The organism is Aquimarina spinulae (assembly GCF_943373825.1).
Taxonomy (GTDB): domain Bacteria; phylum Bacteroidota; class Bacteroidia; order Flavobacteriales; family Flavobacteriaceae; genus Aquimarina; species Aquimarina spinulae.
Map to the genome: position 1 here is coordinate 631,231 of NZ_CALSBP010000003.1, position 20,046 is coordinate 651,276.

Genomic DNA, 20,046 nt, shown 5'->3' on the forward strand with positions numbered 1-20,046 from the left:
TAGCTAGAGTATCCTCTATTATCACTGAAAACCGGGTAGTATATGTGATAACAATTATAAATATTTGCACTCAAATTGTAATACTATTTGGAATTCGAACCATACCCCTATTAAAAAGTAAGCTCATGAAAAATGTAAAAGTATTTGCTACCCTAATCTTAGCTGTCATTAGTATTGGATGTACTAGTGATGACGATACTCCTGTCATAGAAACTACTATTACTGTAAAAGATTTTGAAACTACTATAGACGAAAACCCAACCACCGGACAAGAACTAGGAACAATTGATGTAACTACCAACCAAGGTACATTAACCTATGCTTTTAAAAGCGAAGAGCCCGCCAACGCTTTTGATATAGATACAAAAACTGGAAAACTCACTATAAAAAATGCTACTCTATTTGATTATGAAACCAAGGTAATACTTACAGCAACAGTGCTTATAAAAAATGGAGATCTAACTAAAGAAGCGAAGGTAACCATACACCTAAACGATATAGAGGATTCGAACATTACCGTAAAAGATTTTGAAACTACTATAGACGAAAACCCAACCACCGGACAAGAACTAGGAACTATTGAGGCCACAACAGACCAGGGAGAATTAACCTATAGTTTAAAAAACGAAACTCCAGAAGGTGCTTTTGCAATAGATACCAAAACAGGAAAACTTACGGTAAAAGATGCTACCCTGTTTGATTATGAAACCAGGACATCACTTACTGCCACAGTAGTAGTAAATAACAAAGAAATTAGTAAAGAAGCTAAGACAACAATAACCTTAAACAATGTTATAGAAAATATTGTATTTGCAGATGCGAACTTTAAAAAAGCGCTACTAGAACATACCAAACCAATAATAGATGCAAATGGAGATCAGGAAATAGATACTGGAGAAGCTCTAATTGTTAAAAGATTACATCTAAATAACAAAAATATCTCTGATCTTTCTGGAATTGAATATTTTACTGCTCTAACCTATCTTACTTGTAACGAAAACCAATTAACTTCTTTAGGTATTAGTAAAAATATAAATTTGGATTTTCTAGGTTGTCGAGATAACCAAATAGCCTCTCTTGATTTAAGTAAAAATACTGCCTTAACCGGATTACAGTGTGATGAAAATATGCTTACTGCATTGGATTTGAGTAAAAATATAAACTTGAATTGGTTGACTTGTGCTCAAAATCAACTTAGTGCTTTAGATGTAAGCCATAATACTGCATTAACAACAATAGCTTGTGGTCGTAATAAATTAACCGCTCTAGATGTAAGTAATAATATTGCTTTGACAGGCCTATACTGTGAATATAATTTAATCAACACTTTAGATGTAAGTAAACAAGTTAATTTGTCAATATTAGATTATTCTAGCACTAAAATAACAACTCTAGATACAAGCAATAATATAGCCCTAACTCGTCTTTATTGTAGTAGTAATAACTTAACAAGTCTAGACATAAGCAAAAATACTGCTTTAACCCTTTTACAATGTAATAACAATAGGCTAACCTCTCTAGACTTAAGTAAAAATATTAAACTGGACAATCTTAATTGTGGTTGGAATAGAATGACTTCATTAGATTTAAGCAAAAACACTGCTCTAACACGTTTAATTTTTGAAGTCAACCCACAATTAGTTTCTTTGTATATGAAAAACGGAAATAACAATATTTTAGGAACCGTACGTCTGCAAAACAATTCTAATCTTACCTGTATTGAAGTAGATGATCCTACTGCTTCATATTTAGCAAATTGGCAAAAAGATGCAGCTGCCAGTTATTCTAGTGATTGTACTCCATAAAAAGGGTAATAAAATAATTGAATACAATTCCCTCTTGCACTACTGTAATGAGGGTTTTTTCTGCTCAATAATTTCGGTAAAAACAAGGCTTTAATAGTTTATATGTAAAGTAAAAATTAAATATTTGGTTATCCATGCAACCCTTTGTTTTCTCAATTGTCTATGAAATACAAAATCATTAGAACTACAATTATTTTTAAAAAAATCAGTCAAATCAAAAGTTATAAACAAGTTCAATATGCATCGACATTTTAAATTTAGAAACCTAAAAAAAAGGACACAGCAATTCATACTATGCTGCTTAACTATATTTTTTATAAGTACCAGCGCTGTAGCTCAGGACAACTACACCATAAGTGGTACAATAAAAGATAACAATAATGGAGAAACACTTTTTGGTGCTTCTGTTTTTTTAAAGGGTACTTCTATTGGTGTAATCACCAATGAGTATGGTTTTTATTCTATTACCGCCCCAAAAGGAAACTATACTCTTGTTGCCTCCTACGTAGGGTATACAGATATTAATAAAGAAGTACTACTCGACAAAAATCAAAAAATAGATTTTGATATTATAGAATCTTCTACAGAATTAGATGAGGTAATAATTAAAAGTGAGGAAACCGAACGTGTAAGTCTTAGGAAACCCGAAATGAGTGTATCTAAGCTAAACATCAAAACTGTAAAACAAATGCCGGTAGTATTAGGAGAAGTAGATATCATAAAATCTATTCAGATGCTACCAGGAGTGACTAAAAACGGTGAAGGCTCTAGTGGGTTTCATGTAAGAGGTGGTGCAGCAGATCAAAATTTGGTCTTACTTGATGAAGCAATAATTTATAATACTTCTCATTTATTAGGCTTCTTTTCTGTTTTTAATGCAGATGCAATTAAAGATATTAAGCTATACAAAGGTGGGATTCCTGCTCGTTTTGGAGGTAGAACTTCTTCTGTACTAGATGTTCGTCAAAAGGATGGAAATAACAAGAAATTTAGTCTTACCGGAGGGATTGGTGTAATTTCTAGCCGATTAGCCGCCGAGGGGCCTCTATTTAGTGATAAAGGTTCCTTTTTGGTTGCAGGTAGAGGTTCTTATGTAAACCTCATATTAAAAGCAGCTGGTGAAAAAAACACCGCCGGTTTTTATGATCTAAATCTTAAAACTAATTATACGCTTAGTAAAAAGAACAAACTCTATCTCTCTGGATATTTTGGTAGAGACACGTTTAAATTTGGTGAGAATTTTGGCGTAGGGTATGGAAACTTATCAGGGAATTTAAGATGGAATCATATTTTTAACGATAAATTATTCTCCAACGCGTCCTTCATATATAGTAAATATGATTATGACATCGATATTGCTATGGAGGAATTCGAATGGATTTCGTCTATTAACAACTATAATCTAAAGTATGATCTTAAATATTATGCCAGCAATAAGTTTAAATTAGATTTTGGAGTTAGCGGTATCTACTATGATTTTGATCCTGGACAAGTACAGCCCACATCAGCAAGTTCTGCAGTAAATCCTTTATCTCTGGATCGAAAAAAAGCTTTTGAGAGTGGTGTATATGTAAATGCAGAACATAAACTTACCGATAAGCTAACTGTACAATATGGTGTTAGATATAGTGCTTTTAGTCGATTAGGCGGGCAAGCTTTGAAAAATTATGCTAATGATCAACCAGTAGTATATAATAGTACATTAGGTTTTTATGAAAGAGGTATCGAAATTGGTGAAACCGATTATAAAAAAAGTGAAACGATTAAGAGTTATGGTAATTTCGAACCCAGAGCATCCCTGGCATATCAGCTAAATGATGTTTCCTCTATTAAAATGGGATATTCAAGAGCAGCGCAATATATTCATTTATTATCCAATACTACCTCTATAACGCCATTAGATGTCTGGACACCAAGTGGAAAATATATAAAACCACAATTATCAGATCAATATGCACTAGGGTATTTTAGAAACTTTAAAGATAAAATGTACTCCTTAGAAGTAGAAGCCTACTATAAAACCACTGATAATCGAATAGATTATATCGATGGATCTGATTTAATAGGAAACAATACTATTGAAACCGAAATATTAAATGGAGAATCCAGAGCATACGGACTAGAATTTTTGGCACGTAAAAATGAAGGCAAATTAACAGGATGGATTTCTTATACTTTATCAAAAGCAGAACAAAGAAGTCTTGGTAGTAATGCAGGGGGGCCAGGAATCAATAATGGAGATTGGTATAACACTGCGTATGACAGAACCCATGATTTTTCGGTAACGGGAGCCTATAAACTAAATGATAAGTGGAGTTTTGGAGCAAATCTGGTTTTTCAGACCGGAAGACCTGTAACTTATCCTAATGGTCAATATGAATATGAAGGATTATCTGTAGCTAGTTATGCCGCTAGAAATTCTGATAGACTACCATCGTATCACAGACTTGATATCTCTGCAACATACAGACCTAATAGAAAACCAAACAGGAGATGGAAAGGAGAATGGATCTTCGGAATATACAATGTATATAATCAGAAAAATGCAGCTTCAATATCCTTTGGTCAAAATGTAGAGACAGGGGCAAATGAAGCTACAAGAACAGCAATTTTTGGTATAGTACCATCGGTAATCTATAACTTCAAATTTTAATAAAATATAAACATATGAAAGCTTATTTTAAAATAATAATATTCCTTTTTACTATAATCTTTACCTCTTGTGAAGATGTAATAGACGTGGATGTGCAAACCGCTCCTGCCCGACTAACTATTGAAGCCTCATTAGATTGGGAAAAAGGTACAACAGGAAATAATCAAACTATAAAACTAAGTACATCTACTGCATACTTTGATACAACTTCTAATACAAGTGTTACTGGTGCTTCAGTTAAAGTTACTAATAATTCTAGCGGAGTCGAGTTTATTTTTACAGATCAAAATAATGGAGAATATACAACTACAGAATTTGTACCAGTACTTAATCAATCCTATACGCTAGAGGTTATTCATAATGGTGAAAATTATTCAGCTACAGAAACCCTAATGCCTGTTGTTGATATTAAAGAAGTTAATCAATCTACCGAAAATGGTTTTGATGATGAAGTTTTAGAAGTTAACCTTACATTCGATGATCCTGTAGATGAAGACAACTATTATCTTTTCAGATTTAAAGAAGAAGGAGATCTTTTATCAGAATTTGAAGATCTTGATGATGAATTTGTAAACGGAAATGAAATTAACTGGTATTATGAAAAAGAAGAAGATACCAATACTAATACTCAAGAATTTACTTCTGGAGATGTTGTAAATATTGACTTATATGGTATTTCTGAAGGATATTATAACTACATAAGGATACTTATCGAGCAATCTGAAGGTGTCGGTCTTTTTAGCGCAACTCCGGTGGCTTTAAAAGGAAATTGTATTAATCTGGATAATGCGAATAATTATGCCCATGGTTATTTTAGATTAACACAAGTATCACGAAGAACGTATACTTTTAATTAATGGTAAATTTAATAAAGGCCAGAGGATATACATCTGGCCTTTATTAAATTAAGTATTCTTCTAGTCTCTTGGATACAAAAATGATTTTTCTACTTCAAAATCTATGACTCCATCTTCTCTTACTTCATATATTATAAAAAGCTCTCCCCAATACACACCATCGGTAAAATCAGCTATAATCCATTTATGATTTAGTAATCTTACTTTATTAATACTCATATTACCCTCCATCCCAACAAACGGAATTATTGGGTTATCCTTTCCTGCCTTATTTTGCCCAATAATCTGGTCACTTATCGTTAAAGCAAGCTTATTAGCATCATAGCCCATCTCTTCAAAATAACTTACTGCATCCTCATTACTATCTAATGAAAAGTAAGTAAGATCCATATTTGCACTAATCAATGAATCAATGGTTACTTCTTTTGTTGTTATTTTGGTCTTTAAGTTCTCTATTTTTGTATCATAGGATTCTTTTGCTTTTTTAGCATTCATAAATTGAAAAAGAATAAATAATGCAGCAAAAATGAATAGATATAAAAAGATCTTATTTTTCATATTCTAGATGGTTATTTTTAAATTATCGTAAGCTATATATACATTTTTTGGTAATAATTTCTCAACTTCGGCATGAAAACCTAACATATGACTAATATGAGTGAGATATGCCTTTTCGGGTTGTATTTCTTCAATAAACTCAAGAGCTTCTTCTAGATTAAAATGTGAATGATGGGGTTCTATTCTTAATGCATTAACCACCAAAACCTTAACTCCTTTTAACTTTAATCTTTCCTCTTCTTCAACCGTTTTTACATCGGTTAGATATGCAAAATCTCTAAATCGAAATCCAAACACTTGTAAACGATTATGAAACGTATTTATAGGAATCACATCTAGATTACCCAATTGAAAAGGTTGATTAGTAAGTTCATTTTCAATAACACTTGGTGCTCCGGGATATTTATTTTCCGAAGAAAAAATATATTCAAACCTAGTTCTTAATGCTTGTAAAACTCTCTTATGCGCATAGATAGGGATATCGCCTTGCCTGAAAAAAAATGGTCGTATATCATCTAATCCCATAGTATGATCTGCATGCTCATGAGTAAAGACTACCCCATCGATTCTAGATATCTGATTCGAGAGCATTTGCTGTCTAAAATCTGGTCCACAATCCACAACATATTGGTAATCATCCCAGGATATAAGTATAGAAACGCGAAGTCGCTTATCTCTGGAGTCATCACTTAAACAAACAGGATGGGTACTTCCTATAATCGGAATCCCCTGTGATGTACCTGTACCAAGAAAAATTACTTCCATATTTTAATAAACTAAGGCAAATGTACTTATATTTTTTTGGTCAAAAATCACATATTTTCCTTAAATAATACTTAAAATATTAGGGAATATAGAAATTTGCATTCAAACCTTTTTTAATACTCATTGTATTATTACCTTTACGGTAAACAAAAAAAGCCCTTTTTACTATGCCTATTAAGATAATGGGAGATAAAGAATTTGAATCTGTCCCTTCAATAAAGAGTAAAGCTTTGCGTATTAACCTGAACCAAAACATCTATGGTACTTTTGCCGAGATAGGTGCAGGTCAGGAGACTGTTCGAAACTTTTTTAGAGCAGGCGGAGCCTCTGGTACCATTGCAAAAGCAATGAGTGCGTATGATAAAGATTTTAGTGATGCTATTTATGGTATTGAAAATGATAAACGTTATGTTACCGAAGCAAGGTTAAAAAAAATGCTTAGACATGAGGTTGGTCTTATAGAAGAAAGAATTACCAGAGAGAAACACCCTAATAAGTTGTTTTTTAGTTATGCAAATACTGTTGCAACAATTGATTTTGCTAAAAAATATAAAGGTCATGGTTGGGTAGGCATTCGATATCAGACAACACCAAATGAAGATTATAATGAAATTTTACTTCATATTCGGTTTCATGAAAATGATGCCCGATTGCAACAAATGACCTTAGGAATCTTAGGTGTTAACCTTATTTACGGAGCATATTACAAATACGATAATCCTAAAAAATTACTGAGATATCTATATGATCACCTGGATAAGGATCAAATAGAAATTGACACGATTAACTTTTCTGGACCGCGATTTACAAAAGTAGATAATCGACTAATGAGTCTACAATTGGTTAAGAACGGAATGACCGAAGCGGTAATGTTTGGACCCGATGGACATAATATTTTACCTGCTGCAATATTATATAAGAAAAATATATTAGCACTACGTGGGAGTTTTAGACCCGTGACTAAGGTTAATATGGATATATACAAAAAGTCACTCAATATGTTCTTGAGTGAAAATAAAGTAAACGAAGAAAAGACCGTAGTCATCTTTGAAGTAACACTATCGAACTTAAGGGCCGAAGGTGAAATCGACGAAGAGGATTTTATGGCTAGAGCCAGGTTACTTTGTTCTTTAGGACAAACCGTAATGATCTCTAATTTTAAAGAATATTATAAAGTAGTTGAGTATTTCTCTAATTATACCAAAGAACGTATGGCACTTTCTATGGGAGTTAATAATTTGGTAGATATTTTTGATGAAAAATACTATAGACACCTTAGTGGAGGTATTCTTGAAGCTTTTGGTAAATTATTCTTTAAAGATTTAAAAGTATACCTATACCCATTAAAGAATCATAAAACCGGAGAGATAACCACTAGTGATACTCTTAAAGTACACCCAAGGATGAAAGAACTGTATAAGTTCTTTAAATACAATGGTAAACTACAGGATATTACGGATTATGATCCCTCTATTATGAATATTTTCTCAAGAGAAGTACTACAAAAAATTCAAGAAGGAGAATCTGGATGGGAAGATCAATTACCAGACCTGATACCAGAAATGATAAAAGCTAATAACTTCTTTGGATACAAATCCATAGAAGCTGTAAAATAAGTTACCTATACAAAACACATTAAAAAAGCAGTATAGTTATTTTACTATACTGCTTTTTTAATTATAATAATCTCGCGCTTATAAAATTTGAGCAGCGTGATCCTTAGTCTTCACCTTTGCAATAACTTCAGAAATTATTCCTTTTTCATCGATAACAAAAGTAGTGCGATGAATACCATCATATTCTCTACCCATAAATTTCTTTGGTCCCCATACTCCAAAAGCTTCAATTACTGTTTTATCTTCATCTGCTAATAATGGGTAAGGTAGTTCGAATTTATTTTTGAAATTTTGTTGCCGTTTGGCACTATCGGCACTTACACCAATAATTTCATAACCCTGGGCCAGAAAAGTTTGATAATGATCTCTTAGATTACAGGCTTCTGCTGTACAACCAGGGGTACTTGCTTTAGGGTAGAAAAAAACAACTAGTTTTTTCCCTTGATAGTCCCCTAAGGTAACCGTATTTCCATCCTGATCTAATGCTGAAAAATTAGGAGCCTTATCCCCTGCTTTTAATGTTGTCATTGTATAATAAATTGAATATTTTAAAGTACAGCAAGTTATGAAATTTTTAAAAGTTATAATCAAAAACTGCAAGTTGAAATCACAAACATTTCAATCAACTGTTTACATAAAAAAATACAATGGATTGGAGTTAAATAACCTCTTTTTTCAGGGGATTTGATTACACAAAATACTATGCGTGCATTATATTTGCACCAGTTATAAAGATCATTTTTCTTTTGAATTGTTTATTAACTTCTAAATCGAATACAGTATGAATTATTTTACTATTAAGCCCAAAGCATTAGTCTACCTATCTCTGATAGTGGGCTTCTTGTTTATCAACCTTACTAGAGCCATGCACAGAAGCTTAGTGGTGAGAAAACTATTGATCCTAACAAGCCTGAATCATCGAAGAAAAATACTGAAACTAGAAAAATTATAAGCATCAATATGAGCTACCCTATCAGCAAGCTGATAGGGTAGCTATTTATCTACTCAGCAGGTTTTTGTCACTTTTTTCTCCAAATTTTGTAAGTTAAAGCAGTACTCAAGATAAGTGCTGTTACTTACTTCTTAAAGTAAGGCAAGTTATGAAATCTTTAAAAGTTATAATCAAAAACTGCAAGTTGAAATCACGAACATTTCAATCAACTGTTTATGTTAAAAAATACAATAAATTAAAGTGATTATAATTCATTTTTCAAGCTATTCAAATTTTTCAAAACACTAACATTATCTAAATTTCCGGCTCGTTTACCCCACCCTATATTTTGTAATGTTGACGAACATTACATTTTTTAATATTCATAACGTTAACACTTTATGATCATAATCTAACATTTTTATTTAAATCTTTTAAATTAAACACACTTATGAATCATCACATTCTTAAACCTAAACGGTTACTATGCCTATCTTTGATAGTAGGCTTTTTATTTATAAACCTTACTGTTCATGCTCAACTTAGTGGTATATATACCATTGATGGTGACAAACCAATGTCACAGACAAATTTTACCTCTTTTGCAAGTGCAATCAACGCACTTAATACCGAAGGTATAGATGCAGCCGTAACCTTTAATGTTGCTTCTGGGTTTTATTACGAACAACTCTACATCGATAGGGTACAGGGAGCATCCGAGACCAATACGATTACGTTTCAATCGGCGACAGGCCAAAACGAAGATGTGGTTTTGGTATATCCTGCCGTTCTTGATGAAGATCCCCATGTAGTCCGTTTTCAAAATGAAGCTGCGTTTTTTGCTTTTAGAAATATGAGATTTATAAACTCATCAGAACATTATGATTTAGTTTTTCACTTTAACAATACTCATGATGTTACTCTAGAGGGTAATAAAATAGAATCCATAAATACCTCTAATGATAGCAATAATGGCTTCTTAACATCTGCGTTAATTGGTTGTACCCAAAATAAAAATATTACGATTTCGAATAACCATTTGACTAACGCAAAATTTGGAATAAGGACGACTCTATATAATAATTCCAATTTTTTGATCTCTGGTAATACTATGGAGTCTTTTGAGGATTATGCTATTTCCATTTATGGTTCTCATACTATCGAAAATAATGAGATTAAAAACTCACAGAATGGAACTTATAGTGAGGGTAATATAACCATAAAAGGCAATTACATTCATGGCATAAATCGTTATGGTATTAATTGTACTTCTGGATTAATAATAAATAACGTAATTGATGATCCAATTAGTGAACACGGTGTTTGTGTGTTTTCAAGTCATATGAAATCCGACATGACAATAATGCAAAACACAATGATTTCTACTGGCCTCTATGGAAGGGTATTATTTTTAGAATATAGATCAAGAGGTAAATTAAAAATACAGAATAATAATTTTTATTATGGAGGAACCTATTATTCTTTAATGAGTTTTGATGGTCGTGTCTATTCTGATTACAACAATCTTTTTGTAGAAAGTGAATGCGGTAAAATTTATGAAGGATATAGATTTTCGAAGACTGCATCTCGGCTTAAAGAGTGGCAAGCTTTAGGGAATGGATTACACTCTAAGCAAATAGACCCTAATTTTTTTGATGGAGTGGTGCATGCTGCCAATAATTTTTTACAGTTTGGAGATGATCTTAGAAGTACTGTTCCTACCGATAGAGAAGGGAATCCACATTCTGCAACCCCGTATGTTGGAGCTAGTACATACATCCCACATCCCAATGCTTTAAGTGGTACGTTGACTATCCCAGGGAATTATTCAACGGTCGAAGCGGCAATCACAGATTTGGCAGCAAAAGGAATCAAGTCCTCGGTAACCGTAAATATTGCTGCAGGAACATATCCCGGAATTAAAATACCTTTTATTCCCGGAGTTACTGATAATCGTACCGTTACTTTTACTGGGTCAGAGGCTACCACAGATCAGGTTATTTTTGATGGGGCTGATGAACCTGCACTAACCTTTCACAAATCTGCAAGCCATATTGTTTTTGAAAACACAAAACTAATAAGTACCGGAGTTGTGGTATACTATCATGATAATATATTGGATGTCACTTTGGAAAACAATACAATACAGTCAGAGACAACCCAAAACAGCCTTGTACATATAGACCAGTATAATAGTAAAGATATCTTTATAAATAACAATATTTTCGATGGCGGAAAAAATTCGATCATTAATACAAGACGATATTGTCATTCAAGTCACATCGGTAATAGAGAAGCCATCAATAGAAATATAACCATTACTGGAAATACTTTTAATAATTTTAACACTACTGGAATTGTACTTAATGATCTGGAAAAATTTACTATCGTCAATAATATGTTTAGTTCTAATACAAATAAGTTCTCTACCGGGATTAATATCTCCAACTCTAGTGGGGAAGGAAAAATTTCTGGGAACACATTACAGAAGATAGAAAAAATAGGAATTACTATTTCTAATACAAAAGGAAACGCAGAAAATCCTATTGCAATAAGTAACAACCGTATTTTTGTAAGTAATAAAGTTTCTATTGATGCTCCTGCAAAAGGAATGACTTTAATCCAAAGCAGTTATATCAATGTGTATAATAATGTAATTAGAGTAGTAGAGAATTTTGTAGGAGGTGCACATGGAGTTTCTTTTCAAAGCGTAAGCAATACGAATACACATCACAACAGTATCTGGGTACATTCATATAGAGATAATGCGGCGGTTATAGCTTACAACAAAAAAGAAGTTGGTAAACCTTATGGAGAATTTAATGATTTTTTCAATAATATATTTTCTCAGACCGGTACAGGCGATGGATATGTTTATGATATACAAGAACCAGAATCAATGGGTCATCTAAATAATAACGTATTACACCATACAGGTACACACCTTGGATTTTGGAAAGAAAACTGGGAAACTATTAATGATTGGCGATTTTTTACTGCAGAGGATGTAAAATCAAAAGTATTAGATCCTGAGTTTGTAAGTAATACTAATCTACGTGCTACAAATGATGCTATATCGGGGGTCGCAAAAGACCTTACAACAATTATCCCATCGGATATTGATGGCAAATTACGTAAACCTTCTCCAACAGCAGGCGCTTATGAAAATGGAGACCCAGGCACTCCTCCTGTTGAAGATCCAATTGTCCTTATCAACGAAGTTGATGCAGATAGCCAAGGTACAGATACACTCGAGTTTGTAGAATTGTATGATGGCGGTGTAGGAAATACTCCCTTAGATGGATATGTATTGGTATTTTATAATGGTTCTAATAATAAAAGTTATAGTAGTTATGATCTGGACGGATATGCTACAGATGCCAGTGGATATTTTGTTATTGGTAGTGAAAGTGTAGCCAATGTATCCTATACTTTTGCGAATAATAAATTACAAAATGGAGCAGATGCAGTAGCTTTATATAAAACAGAAGAAGTTTTTGCTAATGGTTCTGTAATCACAACGGATAACCTTATAGACGCTGTAGTATATGATACCAATGATGCTGATGATGCCGAATTATTGGTCTTACTAAATTCTGGCGAACCTCAAATAAATGAAGGTGAAAAAGGAAATAAGGATTTCCATTCTATACAACGTTTCCCTAATGGATCAGGAGGATTGCGAAACACCAATAATTATACACAAGCTATTCCTACTCCAGGAACAGCTAATACAGATACTGTAACTGTTGATGATAATAAAGTAGGAATTATAGCTGCAGGATTTTCGATATACCCTAATCCAATAACCAGCAGTGTCAACATTAATTTACCACCAGCTACAAAGAGTGCCAAAGTAATGTTGTTTGACCTAAATGGAAGACTACTTGTAGAACGTAATATTGATCATGGTACATCTATAATTGATATGAGTCATCTCACAAGCGGATTATATATTATACATTTAATAGATGACAATCATTCAGAAGTAATGAAATTAAAGAAATTATAAACATCAATGAACTACCCTATTAGCTTTGCTAATAGGGTAGTTATTATCTATCATTGTCTCTTATAAGGTTGATAATTATTTTACCTTAAACCCACAACGACAATAAGCTTTTTATTTTTAGTGTAAAAAATCAATATTCAATAGTTTTTGATGCTAAATGGGATAATCGATCTTTAAACCCGGATTATGCATTAGAAAATCTATTATCTCATGAAACCACTTCAAAATATAGCGTTGCACTACATTTTTAAGTTTTACCGTAGCGATGTTATGCTAAAACTAAGAAAATGCCATATTTTATGGTACTTTCAAGTCTCATAACGAAGTTCTAATGCATAATCTGGGTTAAAAAGATCCTGTCATGTTTGATATCATTTCGACATGATAATCAACCTTAGGGGAAGAAAAGCTAAAACGCTATTTTTACTTTTAAAATTGAAGTAAAAGACGGTATAATAATCGATGAAATTCCCATCATAACTCTTTTGTTGCGTTCAGATATTTATGTATTCTTGCATATAAATAAATCAAGATTATTTTGATATATGTCGTTGTCTGCGTTTCTAAATAGTAATAAAAAAATACTGTTACCTACTGTTTTTGTTTACATAAGTGTATGTAGCGCTCTTGCACAAAATCAGGTCAAAATAGATTCTCTATTACAACTACTTACCACTAAAATCACCGATAAAGAAAAAGTAGATATTTATAATCATATAGCTTTGCAATATTCTTCTACAGATTCTACTAAAACCTTTAGCTATGCAAATCGAGCTATTCATCTTTCTAAGCAATTAAATTATATTGAAGGTATTTCTAATGCTCATTATAATATAAGTCAAGCTACTGTAAAATTAGTGTATTCGGATAAAGCATCTAATGTATTTCAAAAAATAAAATATGCAAAAGGCAAAGCCATAGCATATAATGACTTAGCACTTACTTACAAAAAAAAAGGTGAGTATGCTACGGCACTAGAGCATTTCACGAAAGTTTTAAAAATTAGAGATTCTTTAGGAAATAAAAAAGATGTAGCGTTCTGTTATAGTAATATTGGACAAGTACATGTTAGATTAGGAAATTACACCGAAGCATTAGATTTTAATTCTAAAGCTTTGGAGTTGTTTAAAGAATTAAATAATAAGAACGGTATCTTTTCTGGATACAACAATATGGGAATGATCAATGTGCATCAAGGTAATTATTCCTCTGCATTAGAATATTTTATAAAAGCTTCTAAAATTAATGATGAAATAGGTAGTAAAAGAAAAGCTATTGTTTCGCTTAGCAATATTGGATTTATTTATGAAACTTTAGGAAATTATGACTTAGCATTAGAATATTATTTTAAATGCTTAACGATTAGCAAAAGCACTAAAAATGAAGCGAGTATATCTGAAGATTATTTAAATATTGGAAATATTTATTTTGAACAAGGGGATAACACCAAAGCTTTAACGTATGCTGCTAAATCCTTAAAAACTGCCAAAGAACTCAATATTAAAGGTATTATGATATCTAACTATTGCCTAATTGGTGAAATATACCTCGATCAAAAAAAATATAAAGAAGCCCTGAAATATTTAAAAAATGGATTAGTATTAAGCCAGGAAATTGGAGACTTGTCTTCATCTACCACCGTAATGAATACTTTAGGTGAAATTGAATTTGAATTAAAAAATTATCAAAAGGCCAAAGAATATCTTATCAGGAGTATTACTATTGGTCAGGAGATTGGTTTTCCTACTGCTGTAAAAAGTGCTTCGTATGGCTTAGTAAAAGTAGAGAAAGCATTGGGTAATTATAAAGCTGCATTAGCATCTTATGAATTATACCACACCACTTATGATTCTCTGCTTGGTGAAGAGAAATCAAAACAATTATCGCAACTACAAGTACAATACGAAACCGAGAAAAAGGAACAGGAAATCAAAAGTTTAGCACAGCAAGCTTCGATACAGTCTTTAGAATTAAAACAAGCCAATTTTAATAAAACCATTTTTGGTATTGTAAGTGTAGTTTTAGTACTTATGGGATTAGTATTCTATTTGGTAAACAGGCAAAAAAGATTAGCATTACAACAAAGAGCACAGGATATAGAGCAAAATCTATTGCGTGTACAGATGAATCCGCATTTTATTTTTAATGCCATGACTTCTATACAGGATTATATGAATCAGGGAGATGCTAAACAAGCCAGCATGTATCTCATAAAATTCTCGAAACTCATTCGGCAAGTGTTAGATAACTCAAGAAGTGAGTTTATTAGTCTGGATCAGGAAATTAACATGCTCGATAATTACCTAAGCATTCAAAACTTAAAACGTGATCATCCCTTTACTTTTAAAATTGAAGTAGAAGATGGTTTAATTCCTGAAGAAATCGCCATCCCTCCTATGTTTGCGCAACCTTTTGTAGAAAATGCTATTGAACATGGTGTTACCTCTTTAAAGGAGGGTGCAACTATTCATATTCATTTTTCGATGGAAGAAGACCATTTGGTATTAAAAATATTGGATAATGGATCTGGGATAGAAGAAGCTATAAAGGTAAAACGCAAAGATCATGTATCGCATGCTATAAAAATAACAGAAGAACGTATCGACCTTTATCGTAAGATGCGAAAGAAAAAAATTGCATTTGATATACAAAATCTTTCTCAAGGCACACAAGTAACGTTTAATTTACCTTTTCAATATCTATAAAAAATAATTCTTTTTCAAAACATTTATACAGCAAGAAGAAGTTTTATAAATTTGCCTTTACTAATTATCATTTCAATACTCTTGCAAAAAAGACAGAGGAATTAATTAAAAAATAATTAAATCTTGTATTTCGAAATAGATATGAATATATACTATGAAAAAAAATACACTAACCATCTTTTCTTTTTTAATTGTTTTCAATGTTTTTGCACAAAATCAGACTAAAATTGATTCGCTTTTACAGGCACTTGAAACAAATATTTCTGAGAAAGAAAAAGTTGATACATATAATTTATTGGCCTTGCAGTATAAGGGAGTAGATTCTATTAAAACTTTAAACTATCTCGAACATGCTATAGACTTGGCAAAAACAATAGATTATTCACATGGAATTATTGACAGTTATATTCAAATAATTGGAATAGCCTTAAAAAAAGGGGATTATAAACAAGGAGTAGATATTGGCAATAAAGCGTTAGAGTTAGACAAAAACAACACTTACCCTAAAGGAAAAAGTGGTATCTACAATAATTTAGGAATTATCGCCTACCACCAAGGAGATATTGCTAAGGCAACTGATTATTTTCTTCAAACATTAAAAATTAGAAAAAAATTAAATGATAAATCAGAAACTGCTAATACACTTAATAATATAGGTATTTTATACGAAGTCCAAGGGGATTATGTTAAAGCTTTAGAATATCATAAGGAATCCTTAGGAATAAAAAAAGAGCTAAATGACCTAAGCAAAATGGCACTTAGCTATTTAAATATTGGTGTTTTATATCGAGAACAAAGTAATTACCCACAAGCCTTAGATTATCATTTTAAAGCTATTAAAATTGCTGAACAGCTTGAAAACAAAGATCAAATATCACTTTGTTATAATAATATAGGAACTATTTATGCCAAACAAAGCGACAATTCAAAAGCTATAGAATATTATTCAAAATCTTTATGTATAGATATAGAACTAGGACACAAAAAAGGGGTTGCTATTAATCAAATTGATTTAGGTTCTGTACATAGCGATCAAGGTAATTATACAGAAGCTTTGCGTTATTATTTTAAGTCGGTAGATGTCCTTGAGGAAATAAACGACAAGGCTAGTATAGCCTTTGGCTATAATAATATTGGTAGTATTTATCAGGAGATGAATAGTATAACTCAAGCTTTTGAATATTTTTTTAAAGCCTTAAAAATTGCTGAAGACATTAATGATAAAAATCAGATTTCTTTAATCAATAATCATATTGGAGCCATTTATTATATACAAAATAATCCGACAAAAGCATTAGAACACTTTTTTACGTCTTTAAAAATTGCAGAAGAACTAAATAACAAAGAATTTATTGCTGTAAATTCTGTAGATATTGGCCGCGTTTATGTATATCAAAAAAAGTATCCTAAGGCTTTAGACCATTCATTAAAAGGTCTTAAAGTTAGTCGTGAAATTGGAGATAAATTAACCTTAAGTAAAGCTTTAATAACCATAGGAACGATTGATTGGAAATTAAAAAAATATACTCAAGCCAAAGAATATTTTACAGAAGGTATTAAGCTTGCTCAGGCGATCAAAAACCAAACTTATCTAAGAGATGCAACAAAAACCCTTGTTGAAGTAGAGAAAGCATTAGGCAATCATAAAGCTGCATTAGTATCTTATGAATTGTATCATGCCACTTATGATTCTCTACTCGGCGAAGAAAAATCAAAACAATTATCACAATTACAAGTACAATACGAAACTGAGAAAAAGGAACAGGAAATCAAGAGTTTAGCACAGCAAGCTTCGATACAGTCTTTAGAATTAAAGCAAGCTAATTTTAATAAAACCATTTTTGGTATTGTAAGTGTGGTTTTATTGCTTTTGGGGTTAGTATTGTATTTGGTAAACAGGCAAAAAAGATTAGCATTACAACAAAGAGCACAGGATATAGAACAAAACCTACTGCGTGTGCAGATGAATCCGCATTTTATTTTTAATGCCATGACTTCTATACAGGATTATATGAATCAGGGAGATGCTAAACAAGCCAGTATGTATCTCGTAAAATTCTCGAAACTCATTCGACAAGTATTAGACAACTCAAGAAGTGAGTTTATTAGCCTGGATCAGGAAATTAACATGCTCGATAATTACTTAAGTATTCAAAACTTAAAACGTGATCAACCATTTAATTTTAAGATTGAAGTGGACGATGATTTAATTACTGATGAAATTGCCATCCCTCCTATGTTTGCGCAACCTTTTGTAGAAAATGCCATAGAGCATGGTGTTACTACTATAAAAGAAGGAGCTACTATCCATATACATTTTTCGATGGAAGGAGACTATTTGGTCTTAAAAATATTGGATAATGGATCTGGGATAGAAGAAGCTATAAAGGTAAAACGTAAAGATCATGTATCTCATGCTATAAAAATAACAGAAGAACGTATCGATCTCTATCGTAAAATGCGAAAGAAAAAAATTGCATTTAACATCCAAGACCTTTCTCAAGGTACACAAGTAACGTTTAATTTACCATTTCAATACATATAAATGAAAGTAGTCCTAATAGAAGATAATCCAGCGGCAAGAAGAAATTTTTTAGAATTACTTAATGAGTATTGTCCTACTATAGATTTTATAGGAGAAGCGACAAATGTAGCAGAAGGAGTTGCCCTAATTACGTCTAGTAAGCCAGATCTTGTATTTCTAGATATCGAGATGCCAGATGGTACCGGGTTTGATGTATTACGAAAATTACCAGAAATCAATTTCCAGGTAATATTTGCTTCTTCTCATGAAAAATATGCACTAAGGGCAATAAAATTTAGCGCCTTGGATTATCTCCTGAAACCTATTGATCCAGAAGAACTTGTAGAAGCTGTCCAAAAGGCAAAATCTGATTTTGAGCATCATAAGACACCACAGAGAGTACAAACGCTTATAGATAATATAAGTGATCAATCAAAAGAACCTACTCGTTTGGTTCTAAAAGATAAATATGGTATTCAGATTGTATTTGTTAAAGATATCGTGCATCTGGAAGCAAGTGGTAGTTACACCAAATTTTTCATCCATAATCAGGATAGCTTACTTGTATCTAAAGGACTTAAAGAATATGAAAATATGCTTTCTTCGCAACATTTTTTTAGATGTCATCAATCTCATTTAGTAAATCTCGATTATTTATTAAGATATGATAAACGAGAAGGAGATTATCTGGTATTAAAAGATAAAAGTAAAATTCCGCTGGCTACCAGAAAAAAAGAAATTTTACTGAAGTTAATAAATGACCTCAATTAATGTTTTAATAACTATTAAACCTCAGACTACTAATTTTATTTTTAACTTTAGTGCAAATTAATTTTGCAATATGACCAAACAGGAAAAGGTAGATTTTACTATTAAGACACTTCAGGAATTATATCCTAAAATACCAATCCCATTAGATCATAAAGACCCTTATACTTTACTCATTGCGGTATTAATGAGTGCGCAAAGTACAGATGTAAGAGTGAACAAAATCACTCCACTCTTATTTGACAGAGCAGATAATCCACATGCAATGATTCGGTTATCTGTAGAAGAGATTCGGGAAATTATAAAACCAGTAGGTTTAAGCCCTATGAAAGCCAAAGGAATTTATGGACTATCACATATATTGATCGACAAGCATAATGGCGAGGTTCCTCAAAGTTTTGAATCCCTAGAAGCATTGCCTGCTGTTGGTCATAAAACCGCTAGTGTAGTTATGTCTCAAGCATTTGGCGTACCTGCATTTCCTGTAGATACACATATTCATAGATTAATGTATAGATGGGGGTTTACCAATGGTAAAAACGTTACGCAGACCGAAAAAGATGCCAAGAGGCTATTCCCAAAAAAACTATGGAATGATCTGCATCTTCAAATCATATGGTACGGTAGAGAATATTCTCCTGCAAGAGGCTGGGATCTAGATAAAGATATCATTACCAAAACTATAGGTAGAAAAACTGTTTTAGACGAGTACCAAAAAGCAAAAAGGCCTATTAAAAAATAGGCCTTTTATAAGTTTAATTTAAAATCGTTTCAAACTTAAGATTGTTATATTCTACAACCTGTAACGATTTTGAATAGTTTAGAAGAAAATCTATTGTTCTTCTGCTTGGT

General features: G+C 32.0%; 12 protein-coding genes. 9 read left to right on the top strand and 3 right to left on the bottom strand.

The window, feature by feature from the left end; genetic code table 11:
* Positions 1 to 125 precede the first annotated feature (125 nt).
* From NNH57_RS25540 to NNH57_RS25550, 3 genes are all read left to right on the top strand, one after another.
* Positions 126 to 1,805 (top strand): cadherin domain-containing protein, encoded by a 1,680-nt coding sequence (locus NNH57_RS25540; RefSeq protein WP_108807442.1) that lies wholly within the window; start codon positions 126 to 128, stop codon positions 1,803 to 1,805.
* Between the two features lie 238 nt (positions 1,806 to 2,043).
* Positions 2,044 to 4,458: a TonB-dependent receptor gene (locus NNH57_RS25545; RefSeq protein ID WP_082994722.1), complete on the top strand. Its 2,415-nt coding sequence runs from the start codon at positions 2,044 to 2,046 to the stop codon at positions 4,456 to 4,458.
* A gap of 14 nt (positions 4,459 to 4,472) precedes the next feature.
* Entirely contained in the window at positions 4,473 to 5,315 is an 843-nt protein-coding gene (locus NNH57_RS25550; protein ID WP_074405956.1) for a DUF4249 family protein, read from the top strand.
* A gap of 60 nt (positions 5,316 to 5,375) precedes the next feature.
* Here NNH57_RS25550 and NNH57_RS25555 read toward each other — a convergent pair whose 3' ends face one another.
* A complete protein-coding gene (locus tag NNH57_RS25555) occupies positions 5,376 to 5,873 on the bottom strand; it encodes a hypothetical protein (protein WP_074405955.1) in 498 nt (165 codons plus the stop codon).
* A 3-nt stretch (positions 5,874 to 5,876) separates the two neighbouring features.
* Positions 5,877 to 6,638, bottom strand: coding sequence for an MBL fold metallo-hydrolase (locus NNH57_RS25560; RefSeq protein ID WP_074405954.1), 762 nt, complete (start codon positions 6,636 to 6,638; stop codon positions 5,877 to 5,879).
* A gap of 167 nt (positions 6,639 to 6,805) precedes the next feature.
* On the opposite strand from NNH57_RS25560, the gene NNH57_RS25565 reads away from it, so the two are divergent.
* The gene (locus NNH57_RS25565; protein WP_074405953.1) at positions 6,806 to 8,254 is read left to right on the top strand and encodes a TonB-dependent receptor; all 1,449 of its coding nucleotides are present in this window, start codon (positions 6,806 to 6,808) and stop codon (positions 8,252 to 8,254) included.
* Positions 8,255 to 8,332: 78 nt separating this feature from the next.
* On the opposite strand, the gene bcp is transcribed toward NNH57_RS25565, so the two are convergent.
* On the bottom strand, positions 8,333 to 8,782 hold the full coding sequence (gene bcp, locus NNH57_RS25570) for a thioredoxin-dependent thiol peroxidase (protein WP_025665491.1): 450 nt from the start codon (positions 8,780 to 8,782) through the stop codon (positions 8,333 to 8,335).
* A gap of 854 nt (positions 8,783 to 9,636) precedes the next feature.
* On the opposite strand from bcp, the gene NNH57_RS25575 reads away from it, so the two are divergent.
* From NNH57_RS25575 to NNH57_RS25595, 5 genes are all read left to right on the top strand, one after another.
* Positions 9,637 to 13,197, top strand: coding sequence for a T9SS type A sorting domain-containing protein (locus NNH57_RS25575; RefSeq protein WP_108807441.1), 3,561 nt, complete (start codon positions 9,637 to 9,639; stop codon positions 13,195 to 13,197).
* Between the two features lie 545 nt (positions 13,198 to 13,742).
* On the top strand, positions 13,743 to 15,902 hold the full coding sequence (locus NNH57_RS25580; RefSeq protein ID WP_108807440.1) for a tetratricopeptide repeat-containing sensor histidine kinase: 2,160 nt from the start codon (positions 13,743 to 13,745) through the stop codon (positions 15,900 to 15,902).
* A gap of 154 nt (positions 15,903 to 16,056) precedes the next feature.
* Positions 16,057 to 18,447 carry a tetratricopeptide repeat protein gene (locus NNH57_RS25585; protein WP_108807439.1) on the top strand — a complete coding sequence of 797 codons (2,391 nt, stop codon included), beginning with the start codon at positions 16,057 to 16,059 and terminating at the stop codon, positions 18,445 to 18,447.
* The gene (locus NNH57_RS25590; protein WP_108807438.1) at positions 18,448 to 19,197 is read left to right on the top strand and encodes a LytR/AlgR family response regulator transcription factor; all 750 of its coding nucleotides are present in this window, start codon (positions 18,448 to 18,450) and stop codon (positions 19,195 to 19,197) included.
* Between the two features lie 70 nt (positions 19,198 to 19,267).
* Positions 19,268 to 19,936 (top strand): endonuclease III domain-containing protein, encoded by a 669-nt coding sequence (locus tag NNH57_RS25595; RefSeq protein WP_108807437.1) that lies wholly within the window; start codon positions 19,268 to 19,270, stop codon positions 19,934 to 19,936.
* Positions 19,937 to 20,046 lie beyond the last annotated feature (110 nt).